The sequence below is a fragment of the Rhodospirillales bacterium genome (assembly GCA_016712595.1).
In the GTDB taxonomy this organism is placed as follows: Bacteria; Pseudomonadota; Alphaproteobacteria; order Rhodospirillales; family Defluviicoccaceae; genus Defluviicoccus.
Map to the genome: position 1 here is coordinate 727,476 of JADJQT010000001.1, position 16,337 is coordinate 743,812.

Below are 16,337 nucleotides of genomic sequence, written 5' to 3' on the forward strand. Positions count from 1 at the left end.
GCGGCGTCGGGTTTGCGCATCGTCAGCGCGCGTGGCGAATGCGCGGGTCGAGCGCGCCGTAAAGTACGTCGACGAGCAGATTGACGGCGATGACGACGCTCGCCACCAGCAAAATGCCACCTTGCAGCACCGGATAATCCCGCCGGCGGACGGCATCGATCAGCCATTTGCCGACCCCCGGCCAGGCGAAAATGGTTTCGGTCAGGATAGCGCCGGCTAACAGGACACCGACGGCAAGGCCGACCACGGTCACCACCGGGATCAGGGCATTGCGCAGCGCATGAACGCCGATCACGCGCATGCGAGACAACCCCTTGGCGCGCGCGGTCCGGATATAGTCGGCGCCGAGGACCTCGAGCATCGAGGAGCGGGTCATCCGCGCGATCGTGGCCAGCGGGATTGTACCGAGCACGACAGCCGGCAGGACGAGGTGATGAAGCGCCGAGACGAACGCGCCGGGTTCGTCGACCAGCAACGTATCGATTAACATGAAGCCGGTACGCGGCGGCACATCGTAGAGCACATCGATACGCCCGGAGACCGGTGTTATGCCGAGGTACTGGGAGAACAGCAAAATGAGCAGCAGCCCCCACCAGAAGATCGGCATCGAATATCCGGCGAGGGAAATGGTCATCGTCGCATAGTCGAAGACCGAGCCGCGGCGCACGGCGGCAAGGACGCCGAAAGGGATGCCGAGCACGAGCGCAAAGCCGATCGCCGCGACAGACAGTTCGACCGTTGCCGGAAAAACAGCAAGGAATTCGCGCAGCACCGGCGTGCGGGTGACGATCGAGCGACCGAGATCGCCCGACAAAACCCCCCTCAGGTAGGCGCCGTATTGAATCGCCATTGGCCGGTCGAGACCGAGTTCCGCGCGCATCTGCGCATGGCGTTCCGGCGTGAGACCGCGCTCGCCCAGCATCAGCTCGATCGGATCGCCGGGCGCGAGTCGCAGTAATGCGAAGGTAAGAAGCGTGACACCGAGAAACGTCGATATGATTACAGCAAGGCGTGTGACGACGAAGCGAAGCACAATTACGGGTCCTGGCCATTTAACGGTCGTGGAGCGCGCGGCTGCCTAATCAGCGAGATCGACGCCATTGAAGATGTGACCGCCGAGGGGATCGATCTTGTAATTCTTCACGGCCGTGCTCATCGCCGTCGAGACAACCGAATGGGCGATGGTTACCCAGGGGATCTGCTGCTTGAAGATGACCTGCGCCTGCTGGTAGAGGCGCGAGCGCTCGGCGATGTCAGTGGTGCGCTTGGCGCGGGTGACCACGTCGTCAAAGTCCGCGTTGCACCAACGGGCGCGGTTGGTGCCGTCCTTTGCCGCCACGCAACTCAGCAGAACGTAGAGGAAGTTATCCGGATCGCCGTTATCGCCGATCCAGCCGAAGAGCATCGTCTGATGCTCGCCCGCCTTCGTTCGCTTCAGGAACTCGCCCCACTCGTAGCTGACGATGCGCGCGCGCACGCCCACCTCGGCCCAGTCCGCTTGAATCATCTCGGCCATGCGCCGGCCGTCGGGATTGTACGGGCGCGTGACCGGCAAGGCCCAGATGTCGGTGGTAAAGCCACCCGCGTGGCCGGCTTCGGCGAGCAGTCGGCGGGCGGCCTCGGGGTCGTACGCCGTCTCCTTTACGGCGTCGTTATAGGACCACATGGTGGGAGGGATCGGGTTCTTCGCCTTGCGTCCCTCGCCCTGATAGACAGCCGCGATGATCGCGTCCTTGTTGATCGCAAGGTCGAGCGCGCGGCGCACGCGCACGTCGTCGAACGGCGGCTTCTGAGTATTGAACGCGAGGTAGCCGACGTTGAGCCCCTCCTGGCTCATCACCCGGATCTCAGGGTCGCGACGCATCGCCGAAAGGTCCGAAGGATTTGGGTAGGGGATGAGTTGGCACTCACCGGCTTTAAGCTTGGCGTAGGCGACGGCGGGATCGGGCGTAATGCTGAAGATCAGCGTATCGATAGCCGGCTTGCCCTGCCAGTAATCGGGGTTCGCCTTGAACCGGATGATGGCGTCCTTCTGATAGGAGACAAACTGGAACGGCCCTGTCGCCACCGGCTGAAGGTCGATCTTTTCCGGTGTGCCGGCGGCGTGCATCGCCGCCGCGTACTCCGCCGACAGGATCGAAGCGAAGTCCATCGCCAGGTTGGCGAGAAACGGAGCCTCGGGCTGGCTCAGGACGAACCGGACCGTGTAATCGTCGATTTTCTCGATCGCCTTGATCAGTTTCGGCATGTCCATGCTGTTGAAATATTCGTACGTCCCACCCGACAGCGCATGGTCGGGATGGTTTGGGTCCCACTGGCGCTGGAAGCTGTAAAGGACGTCGTCCGCATTGAACGGCCGTGTCGGCGTGAACCACGGCGTCGTGTGGAAGGCGACGTTGTGGCGCAAATGGAAGGTATAGACGAGGCCGTCGGGGGATATCGCCCACGATTCGGCGAGCGCCGGGCGTAGCGTCGTCGTTCCGCGCTCGAACTCCACCAGTCGGTTGTAGACGTTGCGCGAGGAGGCATCGAATGTCGTATTCGCGATCGAGAGTTGAGGGTTGAAGCTCTCGGGGCTGGCTTCCGAGCAATAGACGAACGCCTTGGTCTGCGGGTCCTTTGATCCGGCGCTAGCGCTGACAGGCAGCCAAGCGGCGAGCAGCGCAAAAGCACAACCGGCACCGAGACGACGAAGCGTCATCCGAGATCTCCCTGGCTCCGCCCGATCGGCGGTGGCCCAGTTTCGCGGGGACCAGACCCTCGCCAGTCTGTGGGGTTTGGCCACCGGGCGCAAGCACCGCGCGCCACGCAACGGCGATGAAGCCGTCCGCCGGCAAGATTTGCCGGGTTGGAGCGGTCCTTGCCGGTCGGCAATCGCTGCCCAGCGCCGAACGGCAGAAAATAATCCATCTATATCAATCGATTGCATGCATGGCTGGGTTGGCACGCGAATGGCAACGGGTAGAGCGGAACCGACCGCCCGAAGCCGAAGGACGTGTCTTGATGCGACGCCTGAAAACATCACTTCTCTTTGCCGTGGCCGCTCTGATGCTGCTCGGCAGCCTACCGGTCAACGCCGCGCCCTCGCGAATTAAGGATCTTGTTGACGTCGAGGGCGTACGCCAGAACCAGCTTGTCGGCTATGGCCTCGTTGTCGGCCTCAACGGCACTGGTGACAAGATGAAGGACGGCGGCTTCACCAAGCAGAGCCTTCAGTCGATGCTCAATCGCCTCGGCGTCAAGCCGACCGATAAGGGGACGACGTCGAAGAACGTCGCGGCGGTCATGGTCACGGCCGATCTGCCCTCGTTCGGCCGCCAGGGCAGCCGCATTGACGTCTCCGTCTCGGCATTGGGGGACGCGAGCAATCTGCTTGGCGGCACACTGCTGGTCACGCCATTGCTCGGTGCGGATGGTGAGGTTTATGCGGTTGCGCAAGGACAGGTGAGCGTTGGTGGCTTCTCCGCCAAGGGACAGGGCGAGACCGTCACCAAGGGCGTGCCGACGTCCGGGCGGATCGCTGACGGCGGGATCATCGAACGCGAGGTCGGCTACGAGATGGCACAAATGGACAGCGTGACGCTCACCCTGCGCAATCCCGACTTCACCACCGCTCGGCGCATCGCTCAGGCGATCAATGCCTACCTGCGTGAACCGGTGGCACGGCCGAGCGACCCCAGCACGGTGCACCTCGCCGTTCCCGACGCGTACATTGGCAGTGTCGTCAATCTGGTGACGGACATCGAGCAACTGCGCATCGAACCCGATCTGCCGGCGCGCATCGTTATCGACGACGCATCTGGAATCATCGTCATGGGCGAGAACGTACGCGTCTCGACCGTTGCCATCGCACAAGGCAATCTTACCATCCGCATCACCGAACAGCCGCAGGTCTCCCAGCCTCAGCCGTTCGCCAACGGCTCAACGGTGGTGGTGCCGCGCACGGATATCGCCGTCGACGAGCAGTCCGATCGCAAGCTCGGCATCGTTCGCGGTGGCGTCTCGCTCCAGGACCTTGTCAGCGGACTGAATGCGCTCGGCGTTGGTCCGCGCGATCTGATTTCGATTTTGCAGGCGATCAAGGCGGCTGGTGCGCTGCAAGCCGACATCGACGTGATGTGAGCTCCAGTTCAAGACGGAGACGACGATTATGATGATAGATACAACGCTCGGTGCATCCGCCGCTTCAACCCCGAAACTCGGTGCTTCTGCTGGTAGCGGCGGTGATCGGAATGCGGACTGGCAGACACTGCAGAAGAAGGCTGTCGAGTTTGAGGCGGTCTACCTTTCTGAGATGCTCAAACCGATGTTCGAGGGCCTGAAGACCGACGAGCAGTTCGGTGGCGGCGAGGGGGAGGACATGTGGCGCTCAATGCAGGTTCAGGAATACGGATCGGCCATCGCCAAAAGCGGCGGTGTCGGTCTCGCCGCCCCGGTGGCGAAGGCTCTCCTGCAGGCCCAGGAAGCACGGGAAGGATCGCCGCGATGATGTCCCGCTCGACTGAAGCCAAGGTGCCTGTCATGGCAATTCCGTCTGACGACTCCCAACCGCGCTTGCCGGATTTGCTCGCGGCGATCGAACATTTGAGTGAGACCGTGGAACGCGAGAACGCCCTGCTGGTTACAGGCGAGCGGTCGGCGCTCAGCAGGCTCAGTGCGGATAAACGGGTTGCGGCCGGAACCTACGAACGGATAGCCGGCCGTATCGCCACGCACGGCCTCGGGGGCGAGCCCAGCAATGCAATCGTCCATGCCAGCCTTCGTCATGCGATGCAGCGACTGGAACGGGTGTCTGACGAAAACAGTCGTCACCTGAGTGCCGCGATCAGTGGACACGAACGCCTAATCGAAACCGTCCGCGACGCAGCCCGTTCGCTCGATCCGGCGACGATGCGCTATACGGCCAACGGCGTGGTTGGCCAGACGAAATGCGTTTCAGCGATGGCGGTATGCTTCAGCCAGGCGTTATAGCTCGCCAGCCCGGCATTTCTAGGTTGCTACGGATACTGTGCGAGCGGTCGGGCGTCAAACCGAGCACTCACTCCGCGCAGGCTCGCGAGGTAAGCCTCGAGCGCGTCGCGCGACCGTTGCTGACCGATCGCCCGGGCAATGCTGCTGAACACGCCGGTGATCCGATCTGTCAATGTGCTATTGAAGATGAATAAATCGGAGCTCTCGCCATTAGGCAGAACAATGCCCGCTTGTTGAAGCGTATTATACGTGTGGCCAACGTAGTACTCGCGCATGGCGAACAGCACAGCGTCCGGTTGCTCCTCGACAAGGACGTGGGAGAGGATGAACAGCGAACGGCCCTCTACCTTCGTCTTCTTCCAATAAAAATAATTGTCCGCATGAACGCCGGACGCATCCGGAAAGCGGTCGAGATCTCGCACAATGCTTGCCAGCCGCGCCGGCACGGACGACGAATGATCAATTTCGCGCAACTGTGCGGCGGGTGATGAGACGGTATCGCCCCGATCGTAATTGGCTAGACCGGCGAGGCCATGGTCACGATAGGCGCGGAAGCGATTGATCAGGATCGCTTGGTAGCTCGCGACGGCACGGGCGACGGTTGCATTTAGGCTGTCCCCAACTCGAAGCCTACCCGCATTGCCGAGCGTGGTGATTTCGTCGGCGGAAAGATTGAGCGAGTCTCCCGGTTCGACCTCGAGAAGCTGACGAACCTCGCTTTCGCTGTCGGCAAAGCGCATGCCGGCCCACATGGGATCATTGGGCGGTGCGCCCGACGACCGGCCGGCCGGCTCGTCAATGCGACGATAAGCGCTCACTGACGGATCGGCTGAGACGGTCACTCCGTCGCGGATCAGCCCGGCGATGATCGCCAGCGGCGCCGGCAACCGCACAGCCGCGGTCGCCGCTAACTCATTGCGCAAAGATGGCACCGCATCTTTGGAGATAATCAACCCGCGACCGAGCCTGCGGGCGTCTTCGACGGTAAAGCCGAACTGCGAAGCAAGAGCCGCCCTTTCGGCCGACGAAGGGACTTGCGCTTGCGCAGGGGCGATCAGTGCCAGCAGCGGTGCGAGTACGACGAGTCTTCTTGAGAGCAATCGGCGGTCCAAAGGGTCGATCGGACGCGAGCGCATTCACCATGCCCGTCAGCAAATTTGCCAAGACCATTCGTCGAGAAAATAGGACTAAGCGGCCTACATGCCAATAGCATCGGCTGGCCATCGCCTGCTTGGTGCTCGCGCGCGCCGGAGGTTTCGCGATATTCTGTGATCAGAGACAAATGAAAGGAGCGTCGGCATCGCCGCGGCACGGTGAGGCGGCCGCAGCACCGGACGCGTCCCGGGCGTGACGGGAACGGGAGGCAGGCAGTATGAGCGATCGAACGCATGTCATGGAAAGCACGTCGGTGCCGGGGTTGGCGTTGCGCGGCGCGATGGCGTCCGGATACGTCGAGGTGCTGAGTGAAGCGGCCCTTGGCTTTATCGCCCGGCTGGAGCGGCGGTTTGGCGCGGAACGGCGACGGCTCCTGACCGCGCGCAACACCCGTCAGGCCCGCCTCGATCGCGGAGAACTGCCGGGCTTCTTGCCCGAGACGAACGACATCCGCCGCGGCGATTGGCGCGTACCGCCGCCACCCGCCGATCTCACCGACCGTCGGGTCGAGATCACCGGCCCTGTCGATCGGAAGATGATCATCAATGCGATGAATTCCGGCGCCAACGTGTTCATGGCCGACCTTGAAGACTCCCTGACCCCGACTTGGGGAAACGTGATTGACGGCCAGATCAACCTCATGCATGCGGTCGCGGGATCGATTACCCACACGGAGGGCGGCAAGTCATACAGCTTGAACGAACGGACCGCGAGTTTGGTTGTTCGTCCACGCGGATGGCATCTCGACGAAGAGCATGTGCTTCTCGATGGCCAAGCAATCAGTGGCTCGCTGTTTGATTTTGGGCTCTACTTTTTCCATAACGCGAGAAAACTCCTGGATAAGGGTTCCGGTCCGTATTTTTACCTACCAAAAATGGAGAGCCATCTCGAAGCAAAGCTATGGGCGGATGTGTTTTGCTATGCAGAGGAAGAACTTGATCTCCCGCACGGCAGCATACGGGCGACTGTGTTGATCGAAACAATCCTCGCTGCTTTTGAGATGGAGGAGATGCTTTTTCAATTGCGCGACTACGCAGCGGGTCTTAACTGCGGGCGATGGGACTATATATTCAGCTTTATTAAGAAATTTCGTAATCGCTCTGACTTTGTGCTGCCGGAACGCAATGCCGTGGCGATGACGGTGCCGTTTCTACGCGCGTACAGCCTTCTGCTGATCAAGACGTGCCATAAGCGCGGTGCTTACGCGATCGGCGGAATGGCGGCGTACATTCCGGTAAAGGCTGATGCGGTGGCGAACGAGGAAGCGATGCAGCGGGTGCGCGCCGACAAGCTGCGCGAGGTGACGGACGGCCATGACGGCACGTGGGTGGCGCATCCCGGCCTCGTACCCCTGGCCAAGGCGATCTTCGACGAGCACATGCCGGGACCGAACCAGCTCGAGCGCTTGCGCGATGAGATCGCCATCAGTGCCAGCGATCTCATCGCCGTACCGGACGGGGCGATCACCGAGGAGGGCCTGCGCAATAACGTGCGCGTCGGTATTCAGTATATCGAGGCTTGGCTTGGCGGTCTCGGGTGCGTGCCTTTGTACAATCTGATGGAGGACGCGGCGACGGCGGAAATCTGTCGAACGCAAGTCTGGCAATGGCGCAAGCACAAGGCAAAACTCGACGATGGCCGGACAATCGACGTGGCGTTGATAAGTGAGGTGATCGCAAGCGAGATGGCGAAGCTCAAACAGGTCCTCGGCGCCGATCGCTTCGACGGTGGCAACTTTGCCGACGCCATCGATTTGTTTCGCGACGTCGCGACACCGCCGTCGTTCGTCGAATTCCTGACGCTGCCCGCATACCGCAAAGTATTGTCGGTGCACGGCTGACCAAAATGCGCTCCCCGCACGACGTGTTTCGCTGAAGCGCGTCGTGTGGCTGGCGAGTTTTCAGTCTTGGCAGTAGTGTACCTCGATCGTCGCGTGCACGATACGCGCCGCAGCGGGGATCATCGCCCGGTAGGTTTCCACCGTTGCCGGCGCGTGAGAGACGACGGAGAGCGCCGCAGCATAGCCCTGCGGACCGACGGACCAGACATGCAGGTCGGCGATGCGGTCATCCTTGGTTTCGAGCGCTTCGCGGAGCTGTTCGCGTACCGACACCGGCGCTTCACGGTCGAGCAATACGGCAGAGCTTTCGCGCACAAGCCCTGCCGCCCACCGACTGACAAGAACCGCGCCGAGCAGACCGACAAGGGCATCCGCCCAGGACCAGCCGAGAACCTTGCCTGCCACCAAAGCGGCGATCGCAAGCAGAGAGGTTAGCGCATCGGCAAGGACGTGCAGGTAAGCGCCGCGCAGATTGTGGTCTTGCGCGTGGTCGTACTCCCCAGCGTGCTGATGATACCCCTTCTGATGCGCGTGCTGGTGTTCTTCGTGCCCGTGTTCTCCATGTCCGTGGCTGTGCCCGTGAAGATGACCGTCGGCGTCGCGAAGCATCAACAGACTCGCGGCATTGACGGCAAGCCCGAGAATCGCCACCAGAATCGCCTGATCGAACGCAATCGGTTGCGGATTCAGCAGACGCAGACCACTCTCAACGGCCATCGCCAAGGCGAACAACGCCAGCATAATGGCACTCGAGTAGCCGGCGAGCGCGTTGATCTTGCCGGTTCCAAAGGTGTAGGTGCGATCGTTGGCGTGCTTGCGGACGTAGACGTAGGCGATTACGGAAAGGCCGAGTGCCGCCGCGTGTGACGCCATATGCAGTCCATCGGCGAGAAGCGCCATTGAACCGAATGCCAGACCGGCGACGATCTCGATAACCATCGTCACGGTTGTCAGCATCGCGACGGCAAGGGTCCGTCGCTCTCCCGCCCGCTGATGTTGTTGGCCGAAAGCGTGGTCATGCTGCCATCGGTCCAAGGAGCGTGTGTGCATGCCGTTCCCTCTCCGTCTGCCCGAAGTGCCGTCAGAAACCGCACAATCTTGATTTCGACGAGCACGCACCGTGACGTACGGAAAGTTTCACATCAATGGCGAATCAACGATGTCGTCGCCCGCCTTGTCCGGGTTGCCCGTGACCGCGGGCGTCACGTCGGCGAATGGTAATGACGGCGGATTGTCGTCGCTTCGACGAGCGCTGAAGCAGGAAAGGGCAACCGTCGTTCGCGACTGTCGCCTGCGCCGTGCCAAAAGCTTCTGCGCACAAGATCGAGACGCCCACTGCGCCTTTCCAAGCATCGTTTTCGTCCCCCCTTACTCGCTTCACCTACTCCCACGATCCGATCGCCCCACGCTTTCGATCCTTCTGCTCTTCTGCAGAGAATCAAAATTGATCAGCCCTTTTGATAGGTTTTATGTCATAAAACCGCCGTGTGGTCAATGCCGGGCAAAACCTTGGACGCAGCCGAAAGGGTTACCGGCGGGACGTCCGAGCAACATAGCCGAGACTGCCAAAGGCAGCGACGGCCTCCGCCTTCAGGCGCAGGAATCGGCCTTCAGCGTCGACTTCAATAAGTGCGGGAGCCCAGTGCTCGGCATCGCACGCAGCCTGTGGGTTCACGCAAGCGATTTCCTTTGGATGTAGCAAGTGGCGGCGATCCCGGCACATTGCGTCGATTTGGCGATGCCTGATCCAATCGGATCGATCCTCCGAAACCTGGGGACGCGAAGCGGGTTCATCTGACTGCTCATGCAATTGGCGAATCATCTCACGTTCTTTATGATTTGCTGGCAGGCGGCGAAATGCGTATTCGATGCGACGAGCGGTAGACTGGCGGACGAGGAAACGGGCTTCGCGGGCTGCGAGCGCATCAAGAGCGGCGACGACGCGCTCGGCTTCCTTGACCACAAGCGTATCGGTCGATCGGGCGATGGCGCGGGCACAGTTGCATCGAAGTTGCAGTCGTTCCTCTGCCGTCATCGATGGGATCTTTTCGATCGTTTTCTCACACATTGTGCATGACCTCGGGCTCGTAATCGGATGGTCGGATCGAAACACGAATGCGGTTAACAGCCCGTTGACGCAGGAGCGCTCGCGAGAATCTGGTCGAAATGAGGGACAGCTTCGGGGAGGAATGATCGCGGCGCCGAAAACGCCGCCGCGGCATTACGCGGCCAATTTCGTTGGTCAATTCATCCGGAGCACGGTCGGATTAACGCAGAATGGCGATCGGGTCCGTCTGCCTGCCTGCTCCGCTCGTCGCGATTGACCAACAACGCGCGGTGGTGGTAGCGGTAGGGCATGCTGCACGCTAAATCCGACAACGATGCCAATGCGGGACTGTCGCCGAACTGTGCAGTCGACGTCGTCGATCTCGTCAAGACCTACCCCGGCCGTAATGGTCAGCCGCCCGTCCGTGCCCTCGACGGCGTTACGTTGCGTGTGCCGCACGGGGCGTTCTTCGGTCTGCTTGGGCCGAATGGCGCTGGAAAGTCGACACTAATCAATATTCTGGCCGGTCTCGTCGTGCGCACGTCCGGTAGCGTACGCATATGGGGACACGACATCGATGGCGCGATGCGCGCAGCGCGCCGGGCGATCGGGATTGTCCCGCAGGAATTGAATCTTGATCCATTCTTTACCCCGCGCGAACTCCTCGAACTGCAGGCAGGTCTCTACGGTGTTGCGAAGGCACTGCGGCGCACGGATGAGATCCTTGATGCCGTCGGTTTGACGCGCCAAGCGAACGCCTACGCCCGCAGCCTTTCTGGCGGGATGCGTCGGCGGCTACTCGTCGCCAAGGCGATGGTGCACGCGCCACCGATCCTCGTGCTGGACGAGCCGTCGGCGGGCGTCGACGTCGAACTTCGCCGCCACCTGTGGGCTTACGTCCGCAAGCTGAACGAGGCGGGCACCACCATCCTTCTGACCACCCACTACCTCGAGGAGGCCGAAGCGCTGTGCGATCGCATCGCCATCATCGATCACGGCCGGATGATCGCCTGCGATACCACCGAGGCGCTACTGCGTGGCATCGATTCGAAGACGATGGTGGTGACGCTGCATGAGCCGGTGACCGTCTTGCCTGAGGCGCTGTCCCACAGGTTTGCCGTGCAGGTGCGGGCCCCGGGCCGGCTTGCCTTTCAATACGCGCCGAGCAAGGTGCATGGTGGCGAGATTCTGGCGGCCCTGGGGGCGGCCGGGCTTTCCATCCTCGAGATCACCACCCGCGAGACCGAGCTTGAGGACATCTTTCTAAAGCTCACTGGCAATCCCGAAGGGCGTATCGACGATCTGCCCGCCGCATCCGGGATGACGGCTTGAGGCGAGCGAAATCGCTGGCGGCATTGGTGATTGCTTTGCTGATTGCGGCCTGTGCGCCGCTCCAACTCCCCGCCGGTCCGAGCGTTGCAAAACCGGCGATAGTCGCCGATCGCCTGGTGGTGGCGGACGGTGTATCGCTGCCGCTCCGCTCCTGGCAGCCGATCGGCTGTTCACCCCGCGCCGTAATCGTGGCGTTACATGGCTTCAACGATTATTCGAGCTTTTTCGACGGGATTGGTCACTGGCTCGCGGATCGTGGCATCGCGTCGTACGCCTACGATCAACGGGGGTTTGGAGCGGCACCGAACCGGGGCGTATGGCCCGGCTCGGCGGCATTGATCGGTGACCTGAGGGCTGCCGTTGATGCCGCTCGCGCACGCTATCCCGAGCTGCCGATCTTTTTATTCGGCGAGAGCATGGGAGCGGCTGTCGTGATGACGGCGCTCACCGAACCGGACCCGCCGCCCGTTACGGGGGAAATTCTCTCGGCACCGGCGGTATGGGGACGCCGTTCAATGCCATGGTACCAGACGACGGCGCTATGGCTTGCGGTGCACGCGGTGCCCGACGGAACACTGACTGGTCGTGGCCTCGGGATTCGAGCCTCCGACAATATTGAGATGCTGCAAGCCCTGGGGCGAGACCCGCTCGTGATCAAGAGCACGCGCATCGATGCGATTTGGGGTCTGGTCAATCTTATGGACGAGGCGATGGCCGCGTCTTCGGCTCTCGATGGCTCTGTGCTGATCCTTTATGGGGAACGGGACGAAGTCATTCCCCCCGCCGCGATCGCCCAGATGGTCAGCCGCTTGCCGCATGAAACCGCAAACCGGCCTCGCGTTGTGCTCTATCCCGATGGTTATCACATGCTTACCCGCGACCTTAACGCAGAGGTGGTATGGCGCGACATCGCCGCTTATATCGACACAGCGACAACGCCATCACCGTCCAGCGTAGGCTTTTGCCCCGGCCCCAACGACGGCGCAAATTTTAGCGACGCTTGCTCACAACGAACAGTGTGCGCTATCGTCCCGACTTGGCACTCGTAGCTCAGTGGATAGAGCGCTGCCCTCCGGAGGCAGAGGTCGCAGGTTCGAATCCTGCCGGGTGCACCATTTACGAACAAAACTGGGCACTCCGGCCGGAGTTGCCCCACCACCCATTACGAGCCGTTCAAGAACATTCCGCCTTCCGTGAATACGGATTTCTGTGTCATCCACTTCGACGTTGTCGATCATGGCGCGCAGATAGGCGCGGCGGAACGGCACCGGACCGTCAAGGACGTTAGTGCGCATGACATTGACGCAGGCGGCGATCTTGTCCGCCGTGATCCGCGCAGCCGGTTGCAGTTCGGCAACCGCCCGGTCAAAGGCGACCTGGGCAATGTCGCGCTCCGTCTTGATTGCGGCGATCCGGTCTTTCAGTGTCGGGTCGGCCGGATCGGCGACGCCGTTTTCGATCGCCTGATAGAGCCGCTTCAGCCGGTCTTCGGCATCGGAGAGCTTGCCGCGCAGCGCCGTGAGCCGGTGGCTGTGATCGGCGTCGCGTGCCGTCTGCCGCTCCATGAGGCCGCCCAGCAGGCTTTCCATCCGCTCGGACGTCAGCAACTGGTCCGCCAGCCGTTCGGTCACGGCGTTGTCGAGGCGGTCCATCGGGACCGACCGGCCCTTGCAGGCCGATTTGCCTTTCTGTGCACAAGTGGCGCAGGCGTAGTAGCGATAGCGGCCCGACTTGCCGGTGCGCAGCGTCATGCCGCCGCCGCAACTGGCGCAGGTGGCTAGACCGGTCAGAAGTATCGGACCGGTGACGGTGCGTGGTGGTGTGGATTTCGGATTGCGGGATTTAAGCTGCGCCTGCACCGCATCGAAGGTAGCCGCGTCGATGATCGGATCGACCGGCACCACGATCTGCTCAGACTCGGGCTTGGTCTCTTTGGTCTTCCAGACCTTGCGGTTGAAGCGGTGCTCGCCCTTGTAGGTCGTGCGGGTGATGAGATTGTGCAAAGGGCCGATGCCCCACCGCGCGCCCTTGCGGGTGCGATAGCCGTGCTCATTCAACCAGCACACTGTCGCTTTGACGCCCATCGGCCCGGATGTGCCGTCTCCTTCCCGGATCAGCTTGAAGATCAGCCGCACCACTTCGGCCTCGACCGGATCGACGGCGAGCTTCTTCTTGGTCTTCGCGCCCCGCTGTTCGGCGGCGACGATCGCGTAACCGTAGGGAGCCGCCGCGCCGTTCCAGAAGCCCTGCCGGGCGTTCTCCTGCATGGCGCGCAGGACGTGTTTGGCGTTTTCCTTCGACTGATATTCATCGAACAGCGCGAAGACCTGCCGGACCATGACGCTCATGGAATCGTCACCCAGGTCCTGCGTGATGCTGACCAGCCGGACATTGTGCTTGCGGAGCCGCCGCACATGATATTCGAGCGCGAAGTGGTCGCGTGCAAAGCGGCTGAAGGAATGAACCAAAACTACGTCAAATGGCCCTCCGCCGCCCGTGGCGATGTCGAGAAGACGCTGAAGCTGGGGACGGTTGTCATCGGTGCCCGACAGGCCGGCATCGACGAACTCCGCCGCGACCTCCCATCCCCGCGCGGCGCAGAAGGTCGTCATCTGCCGCCGCTGGTCCGGGATCGACAGATCGCTTTCCGCCTGCCGTCCGGTGGACACCCGCATGTAGAGCGCGGCGCGGCGCGGCGCATTCTGCGAATCCGGCGGGGTTGCGGGGGCATGTTGGGCCATCGCGATTACTCTCGGCTTTTGCGGTTTGGTACGGGACGCCTCAGTCTAGCGTGATTATGACAAAGATTTAAGTCCGTATTCAGACCGCGTGCCACGCCCTCGATTTCTTCAGGCGCGCCGCTCAGAATTGCGCGCAACTGCACGCCCAGGAACGCTTCGATCACGTCCATTTCCGCATCGGTCACCGGCACCTCTGCCGGGAAGTCATCGACGACGCGCAGGCCCGGCTCTGCGGGCGGCGGTATCGGTCCCAGGCTGTAATGGTCGGTGCGCATGCTCCGACCCTGCCGGGCATCCGTCCAGATGGATTGCCCACAGGCTGGTCACTTTGCTGCATGGATCGGCACTGTTCCCGCGCCCGCCTGTCGGCGCGTTTTCTTTCATCGCCGCTTGTGGCTGCCCGTGCCGCCGCCGCAATGGCCTGCCCGCTCCGTTCGATGCCTCCCGTGTGGACCATGCGGCGGCGGCCTCTCCGGCCCGCCCTGTCAGCGTCAGGAAAACGCATCAACGACAGGAGTTCGCCATGAAACAGTCCATCCCCTCCAGCAACGCCATTGCCCAGGGCGATTGCATCGATCTGATGGCCGCAATGCCCGCCCGGTCGGTGGATTTCATCCTCACCGATCCGCCCTATCTGGTCCGCTACAAGGATCGCACGGGCCGCAGCATCGCCAACGACGACAATGCCGACTGGCTGGAACCGGCGGCGCGGCAGATGTTCCGCGTCCTGAAGAACGACAGCCTGTGCGTCAGCTTCTACGGCTGGACCCAGACCGATCGCTTTATGAGCGCCTGGCGCGCAGCGGGATTTAGCAGCGTCGGCCACATCGTCTTCCGCAAACGCTATGCCTCGAAGACCCGCTTCGTCAGCTACACGCACGAATCTGCCTATGTGCTGGCAAAGGGCCGACCAGCCCTGCCGGACAACCCGCCCGCCGATGTCATCGACTGGGTTTACACCGGCAATCGCCTGCACCCGACGCAGAAGCCTGTCGCGGTCCTGACGCCGCTGATCGAGGCGTTCTGCCCGGCGGGCGGGCTGGTGCTCGACCCGTTCTGCGGTTCCGGTTCGACGCTGGCGGCGGCGCGCAGCGCCGGTCGCGACTATCTCGGCATGGAGCTGGACCCGGACTATCACCGGATCGCGTCTGACAGGCTGGCGGCATGACGCCGCCGCCTTTGGCCGAGGTTGCTTCAGGATGCGTTTTGGCTCCGGTCGGACCGAGAACCACCCCCTGAAAGCAATACCGGCCTCTCCGCCCCATTATTGGGCCGGAATCGGCATGGCTATTGTGGCCTGATCGTCAGGCAGGAACGATTGCGGGCAGGCCCGCGAGCGGGTTGGTTTTCATAAAGGAGTGAAAGACGCCGTCCATGCAACGCATCGCCCATTCCTGAACCGGGATTTGGGAGCAATGTCCTCTTAAGTAACCCTTGAACCTATGATCCTGTGACTCCGCTGTCGCCCCCGGATTCCGGGCGCTGTCGGGCCATTTCTGGCGATGGTGGCGGGCGATCAGCGGATCGCATAGCCGCACGATCAGTCCTACGCACATGCGTGAGCGCGCCCCGGCGATAACATCGACCGCGATATAGCCCTCCCGTTCGAGCTGGCGGAGATAGCGTTGCACCGTCCGCCGGCAACGGCCGAGCGCCCGCGCGAGGTATGTGACTGTCACCGCCAGCGACCGGCCTTCCCGGTTTTGCCGATAGGTTTCCTCGGCCAGTTTGCGGGCGCAGCGCCGCGCGCCGTCGCATAGATGGGGATCGTCCTCCAGCCACGCCGCCAGTTCAGGGACATAGGCGCCGCTGCCCTTGGGCATGGGACGACGTTCCGGCTCCTGCGCCCGATAGCGGTGACAGGTTTGCAGCGCGCGTTGCCGACGTTCTGTCACCGGCAGTGCCGGTCCCGGCACGGGCGCGCGGCCCTCGACGATTCGGCTTTTCAGGTGCCGATGCGCGTCCACGAAAGCGGATTGCGCGCAGGCGTTTTGCATAGTCATGGTTTTCTCCTCTTTTGTTTGGAGAAAATCCGCAGAAAATCAGGGCGCGCGAAAGCAACGCAAAAACTACTTGCGTTAGTATGCAGGTTTTGAGATATTTGGATTGCTGATTTTCACAAATACCTCGATTTAATCGAGCGACCCGCCTCTGGCGGGTTTTCTTTTTGTTACGGCAATATTTCCTCGAATTGTTGAATATATTTACGCGAGGCCGGAAGCGACCACCGCAAATTGTCCGCAATCGTTGC

Annotated in this window: 14 protein-coding genes, 1 tRNA gene and 2 pseudogenes; 8 read left to right on the forward strand and 9 right to left on the reverse strand. The window is 62.0% G+C overall.

The genetic code is table 11. The features are described from left to right. Positions 1 to 22: 22 nt before the first annotated feature. Together IPK66_03255 and IPK66_03260 are read right to left on the reverse strand one after the other, a co-directional pair. The gene (locus tag IPK66_03255; protein MBK8174316.1) at positions 23 to 1,033 is read right to left on the reverse strand and encodes an ABC transporter permease subunit; all 1,011 of its coding nucleotides are present in this window, start codon (positions 1,031 to 1,033) and stop codon (positions 23 to 25) included. A gap of 45 nt (positions 1,034 to 1,078) precedes the next feature. Beyond that, positions 1,079 to 2,701 (reverse strand): ABC transporter substrate-binding protein, encoded by a 1,623-nt coding sequence (locus IPK66_03260; protein MBK8174317.1) that lies wholly within the window; start codon positions 2,699 to 2,701, stop codon positions 1,079 to 1,081. 302 nt (positions 2,702 to 3,003) lie between these two features. On the opposite strand from IPK66_03260, the gene IPK66_03265 reads away from it, so the two are divergent. From IPK66_03265 to IPK66_03275, 3 genes are read left to right on the forward strand one after another with little or no spacing between them, the layout of a single operon-like run. Beyond that, on the forward strand, positions 3,004 to 4,122 hold the full coding sequence (locus tag IPK66_03265; protein ID MBK8174318.1) for a flagellar basal body P-ring protein FlgI: 1,119 nt from the start codon (positions 3,004 to 3,006) through the stop codon (positions 4,120 to 4,122). Between the two features lie 28 nt (positions 4,123 to 4,150). Beyond that, on the forward strand, positions 4,151 to 4,489 hold the full coding sequence (locus tag IPK66_03270) for a rod-binding protein (protein ID MBK8174319.1): 339 nt from the start codon (positions 4,151 to 4,153) through the stop codon (positions 4,487 to 4,489). Positions 4,490 to 4,521: 32 nt separating this feature from the next. Next, positions 4,522 to 4,971, forward strand: a complete 450-nt coding sequence (locus tag IPK66_03275; protein ID MBK8174320.1) for a hypothetical protein — start codon at positions 4,522 to 4,524, stop codon at positions 4,969 to 4,971. A 26-nt stretch (positions 4,972 to 4,997) separates the two neighbouring features. Here IPK66_03275 and IPK66_03280 read toward each other — a convergent pair whose 3' ends face one another. Then, positions 4,998 to 6,071, reverse strand: coding sequence for a hypothetical protein (locus tag IPK66_03280; GenBank protein MBK8174321.1), 1,074 nt, complete (start codon positions 6,069 to 6,071; stop codon positions 4,998 to 5,000). Between the two features lie 293 nt (positions 6,072 to 6,364). Here IPK66_03280 and aceB point away from each other — a divergent pair, with 293 nt between their 5' ends. Then, positions 6,365 to 7,966 (forward strand): malate synthase A, encoded by a 1,602-nt coding sequence (gene aceB / locus IPK66_03285; GenBank protein ID MBK8174322.1) that lies wholly within the window; start codon positions 6,365 to 6,367, stop codon positions 7,964 to 7,966. Positions 7,967 to 8,026: 60 nt separating this feature from the next. Here aceB and dmeF read toward each other — a convergent pair whose 3' ends face one another. Both dmeF and IPK66_03295 read right to left on the reverse strand, forming a co-directional pair. Further along, positions 8,027 to 9,016: a CDF family Co(II)/Ni(II) efflux transporter DmeF gene (gene dmeF / locus IPK66_03290; GenBank protein MBK8174323.1), complete on the reverse strand. Its 990-nt coding sequence runs from the start codon at positions 9,014 to 9,016 to the stop codon at positions 8,027 to 8,029. Positions 9,017 to 9,494: 478 nt separating this feature from the next. Next, a complete protein-coding gene (locus IPK66_03295) occupies positions 9,495 to 9,929 on the reverse strand; it encodes a hypothetical protein (GenBank protein ID MBK8174324.1) in 435 nt (144 codons plus the stop codon). Between the two features lie 393 nt (positions 9,930 to 10,322). Here IPK66_03295 and IPK66_03300 point away from each other — a divergent pair, with 393 nt between their 5' ends. The 3 genes from IPK66_03300 to IPK66_03310 all read left to right on the forward strand — a co-directional run bounded on the left by IPK66_03300 (position 10,323) and on the right by IPK66_03310 (position 12,460). Then, on the forward strand, positions 10,323 to 11,345 hold the full coding sequence (locus IPK66_03300; protein MBK8174325.1) for an ABC transporter ATP-binding protein: 1,023 nt from the start codon (positions 10,323 to 10,325) through the stop codon (positions 11,343 to 11,345). Further along, on the forward strand, positions 11,342 to 12,394 hold the full coding sequence (locus IPK66_03305) for an alpha/beta hydrolase (GenBank protein MBK8174326.1): 1,053 nt from the start codon (positions 11,342 to 11,344) through the stop codon (positions 12,392 to 12,394). Before IPK66_03300 ends, IPK66_03305 begins: the two co-directional genes overlap by 4 nt. Beyond that, positions 12,385 to 12,460: transfer RNA gene (locus IPK66_03310), tRNA-Arg, on the forward strand. Before IPK66_03305 ends, IPK66_03310 begins: the two co-directional genes overlap by 10 nt. Positions 12,461 to 12,961: 501 nt before the next feature. On the opposite strand, the pseudogene IPK66_03315 reads toward IPK66_03310, so the two are convergent. The 3 genes and pseudogenes from IPK66_03315 to IPK66_03325 all read right to left on the reverse strand — a co-directional run bounded on the left by IPK66_03315 (position 12,962) and on the right by IPK66_03325 (position 14,361). Continuing rightward, a pseudogene (locus tag IPK66_03315) lies at positions 12,962 to 13,096 on the reverse strand (recombinase zinc beta ribbon domain-containing protein). 84 nt (positions 13,097 to 13,180) lie between these two features. Next, positions 13,181 to 13,693: pseudogene (locus IPK66_03320) on the reverse strand (recombinase family protein). Positions 13,694 to 14,091: 398 nt separating this feature from the next. Further along, entirely contained in the window at positions 14,092 to 14,361 is a 270-nt protein-coding gene (locus IPK66_03325) for a hypothetical protein (protein MBK8174327.1), read from the reverse strand. Between the two features lie 248 nt (positions 14,362 to 14,609). Between IPK66_03325 and IPK66_03330 the strand changes: the two genes are divergently transcribed. Then, the gene (locus IPK66_03330; GenBank protein MBK8174328.1) at positions 14,610 to 15,254 is read left to right on the forward strand and encodes a DNA methylase; all 645 of its coding nucleotides are present in this window, start codon (positions 14,610 to 14,612) and stop codon (positions 15,252 to 15,254) included. A 136-nt stretch (positions 15,255 to 15,390) separates the two neighbouring features. Here IPK66_03330 and IPK66_03335 read toward each other — a convergent pair whose 3' ends face one another. Next, positions 15,391 to 16,089, reverse strand: coding sequence for a winged helix-turn-helix domain-containing protein (locus IPK66_03335; protein MBK8174329.1), 699 nt, complete (start codon positions 16,087 to 16,089; stop codon positions 15,391 to 15,393). Between the last annotated feature and the right edge of the window lie 248 nt (positions 16,090 to 16,337).

Excerpts from the sequence above, each read along its gene's own strand:
- IPK66_03260 (MBK8174317.1), bottom strand. The coding sequence starts at position 2,701 with ATGACGCTTCGTCGTCTCGGTGCCGGTTGTGCTTTTGCGCTGCTCGCC.
- IPK66_03265 (MBK8174318.1), top strand. The coding sequence starts at position 3,004 with ATGCGACGCCTGAAAACATCACTTCTCTTTGCCGTGGCCGCTCTGATG.
- IPK66_03270 (MBK8174319.1), top strand. The coding sequence starts at position 4,151 with ATGATGATAGATACAACGCTCGGTGCATCCGCCGCTTCAACCCCGAAA.
- IPK66_03275 (MBK8174320.1), top strand. The coding sequence starts at position 4,522 with ATGGCAATTCCGTCTGACGACTCCCAACCGCGCTTGCCGGATTTGCTC.
- aceB (MBK8174322.1), top strand. The coding sequence starts at position 6,365 with ATGGAAAGCACGTCGGTGCCGGGGTTGGCGTTGCGCGGCGCGATGGCG.
- dmeF (MBK8174323.1), bottom strand. The coding sequence starts at position 9,016 with ATGCACACACGCTCCTTGGACCGATGGCAGCATGACCACGCTTTCGGC.
- IPK66_03300 (MBK8174325.1), top strand. The coding sequence starts at position 10,323 with ATGCTGCACGCTAAATCCGACAACGATGCCAATGCGGGACTGTCGCCG.
- IPK66_03325 (MBK8174327.1), bottom strand. The coding sequence starts at position 14,361 with ATGCGCACCGACCATTACAGCCTGGGACCGATACCGCCGCCCGCAGAG.
- IPK66_03330 (MBK8174328.1), top strand. The coding sequence starts at position 14,610 with ATGAAACAGTCCATCCCCTCCAGCAACGCCATTGCCCAGGGCGATTGC.
- IPK66_03335 (MBK8174329.1), bottom strand. The coding sequence starts at position 16,089 with ATGACTATGCAAAACGCCTGCGCGCAATCCGCTTTCGTGGACGCGCAT.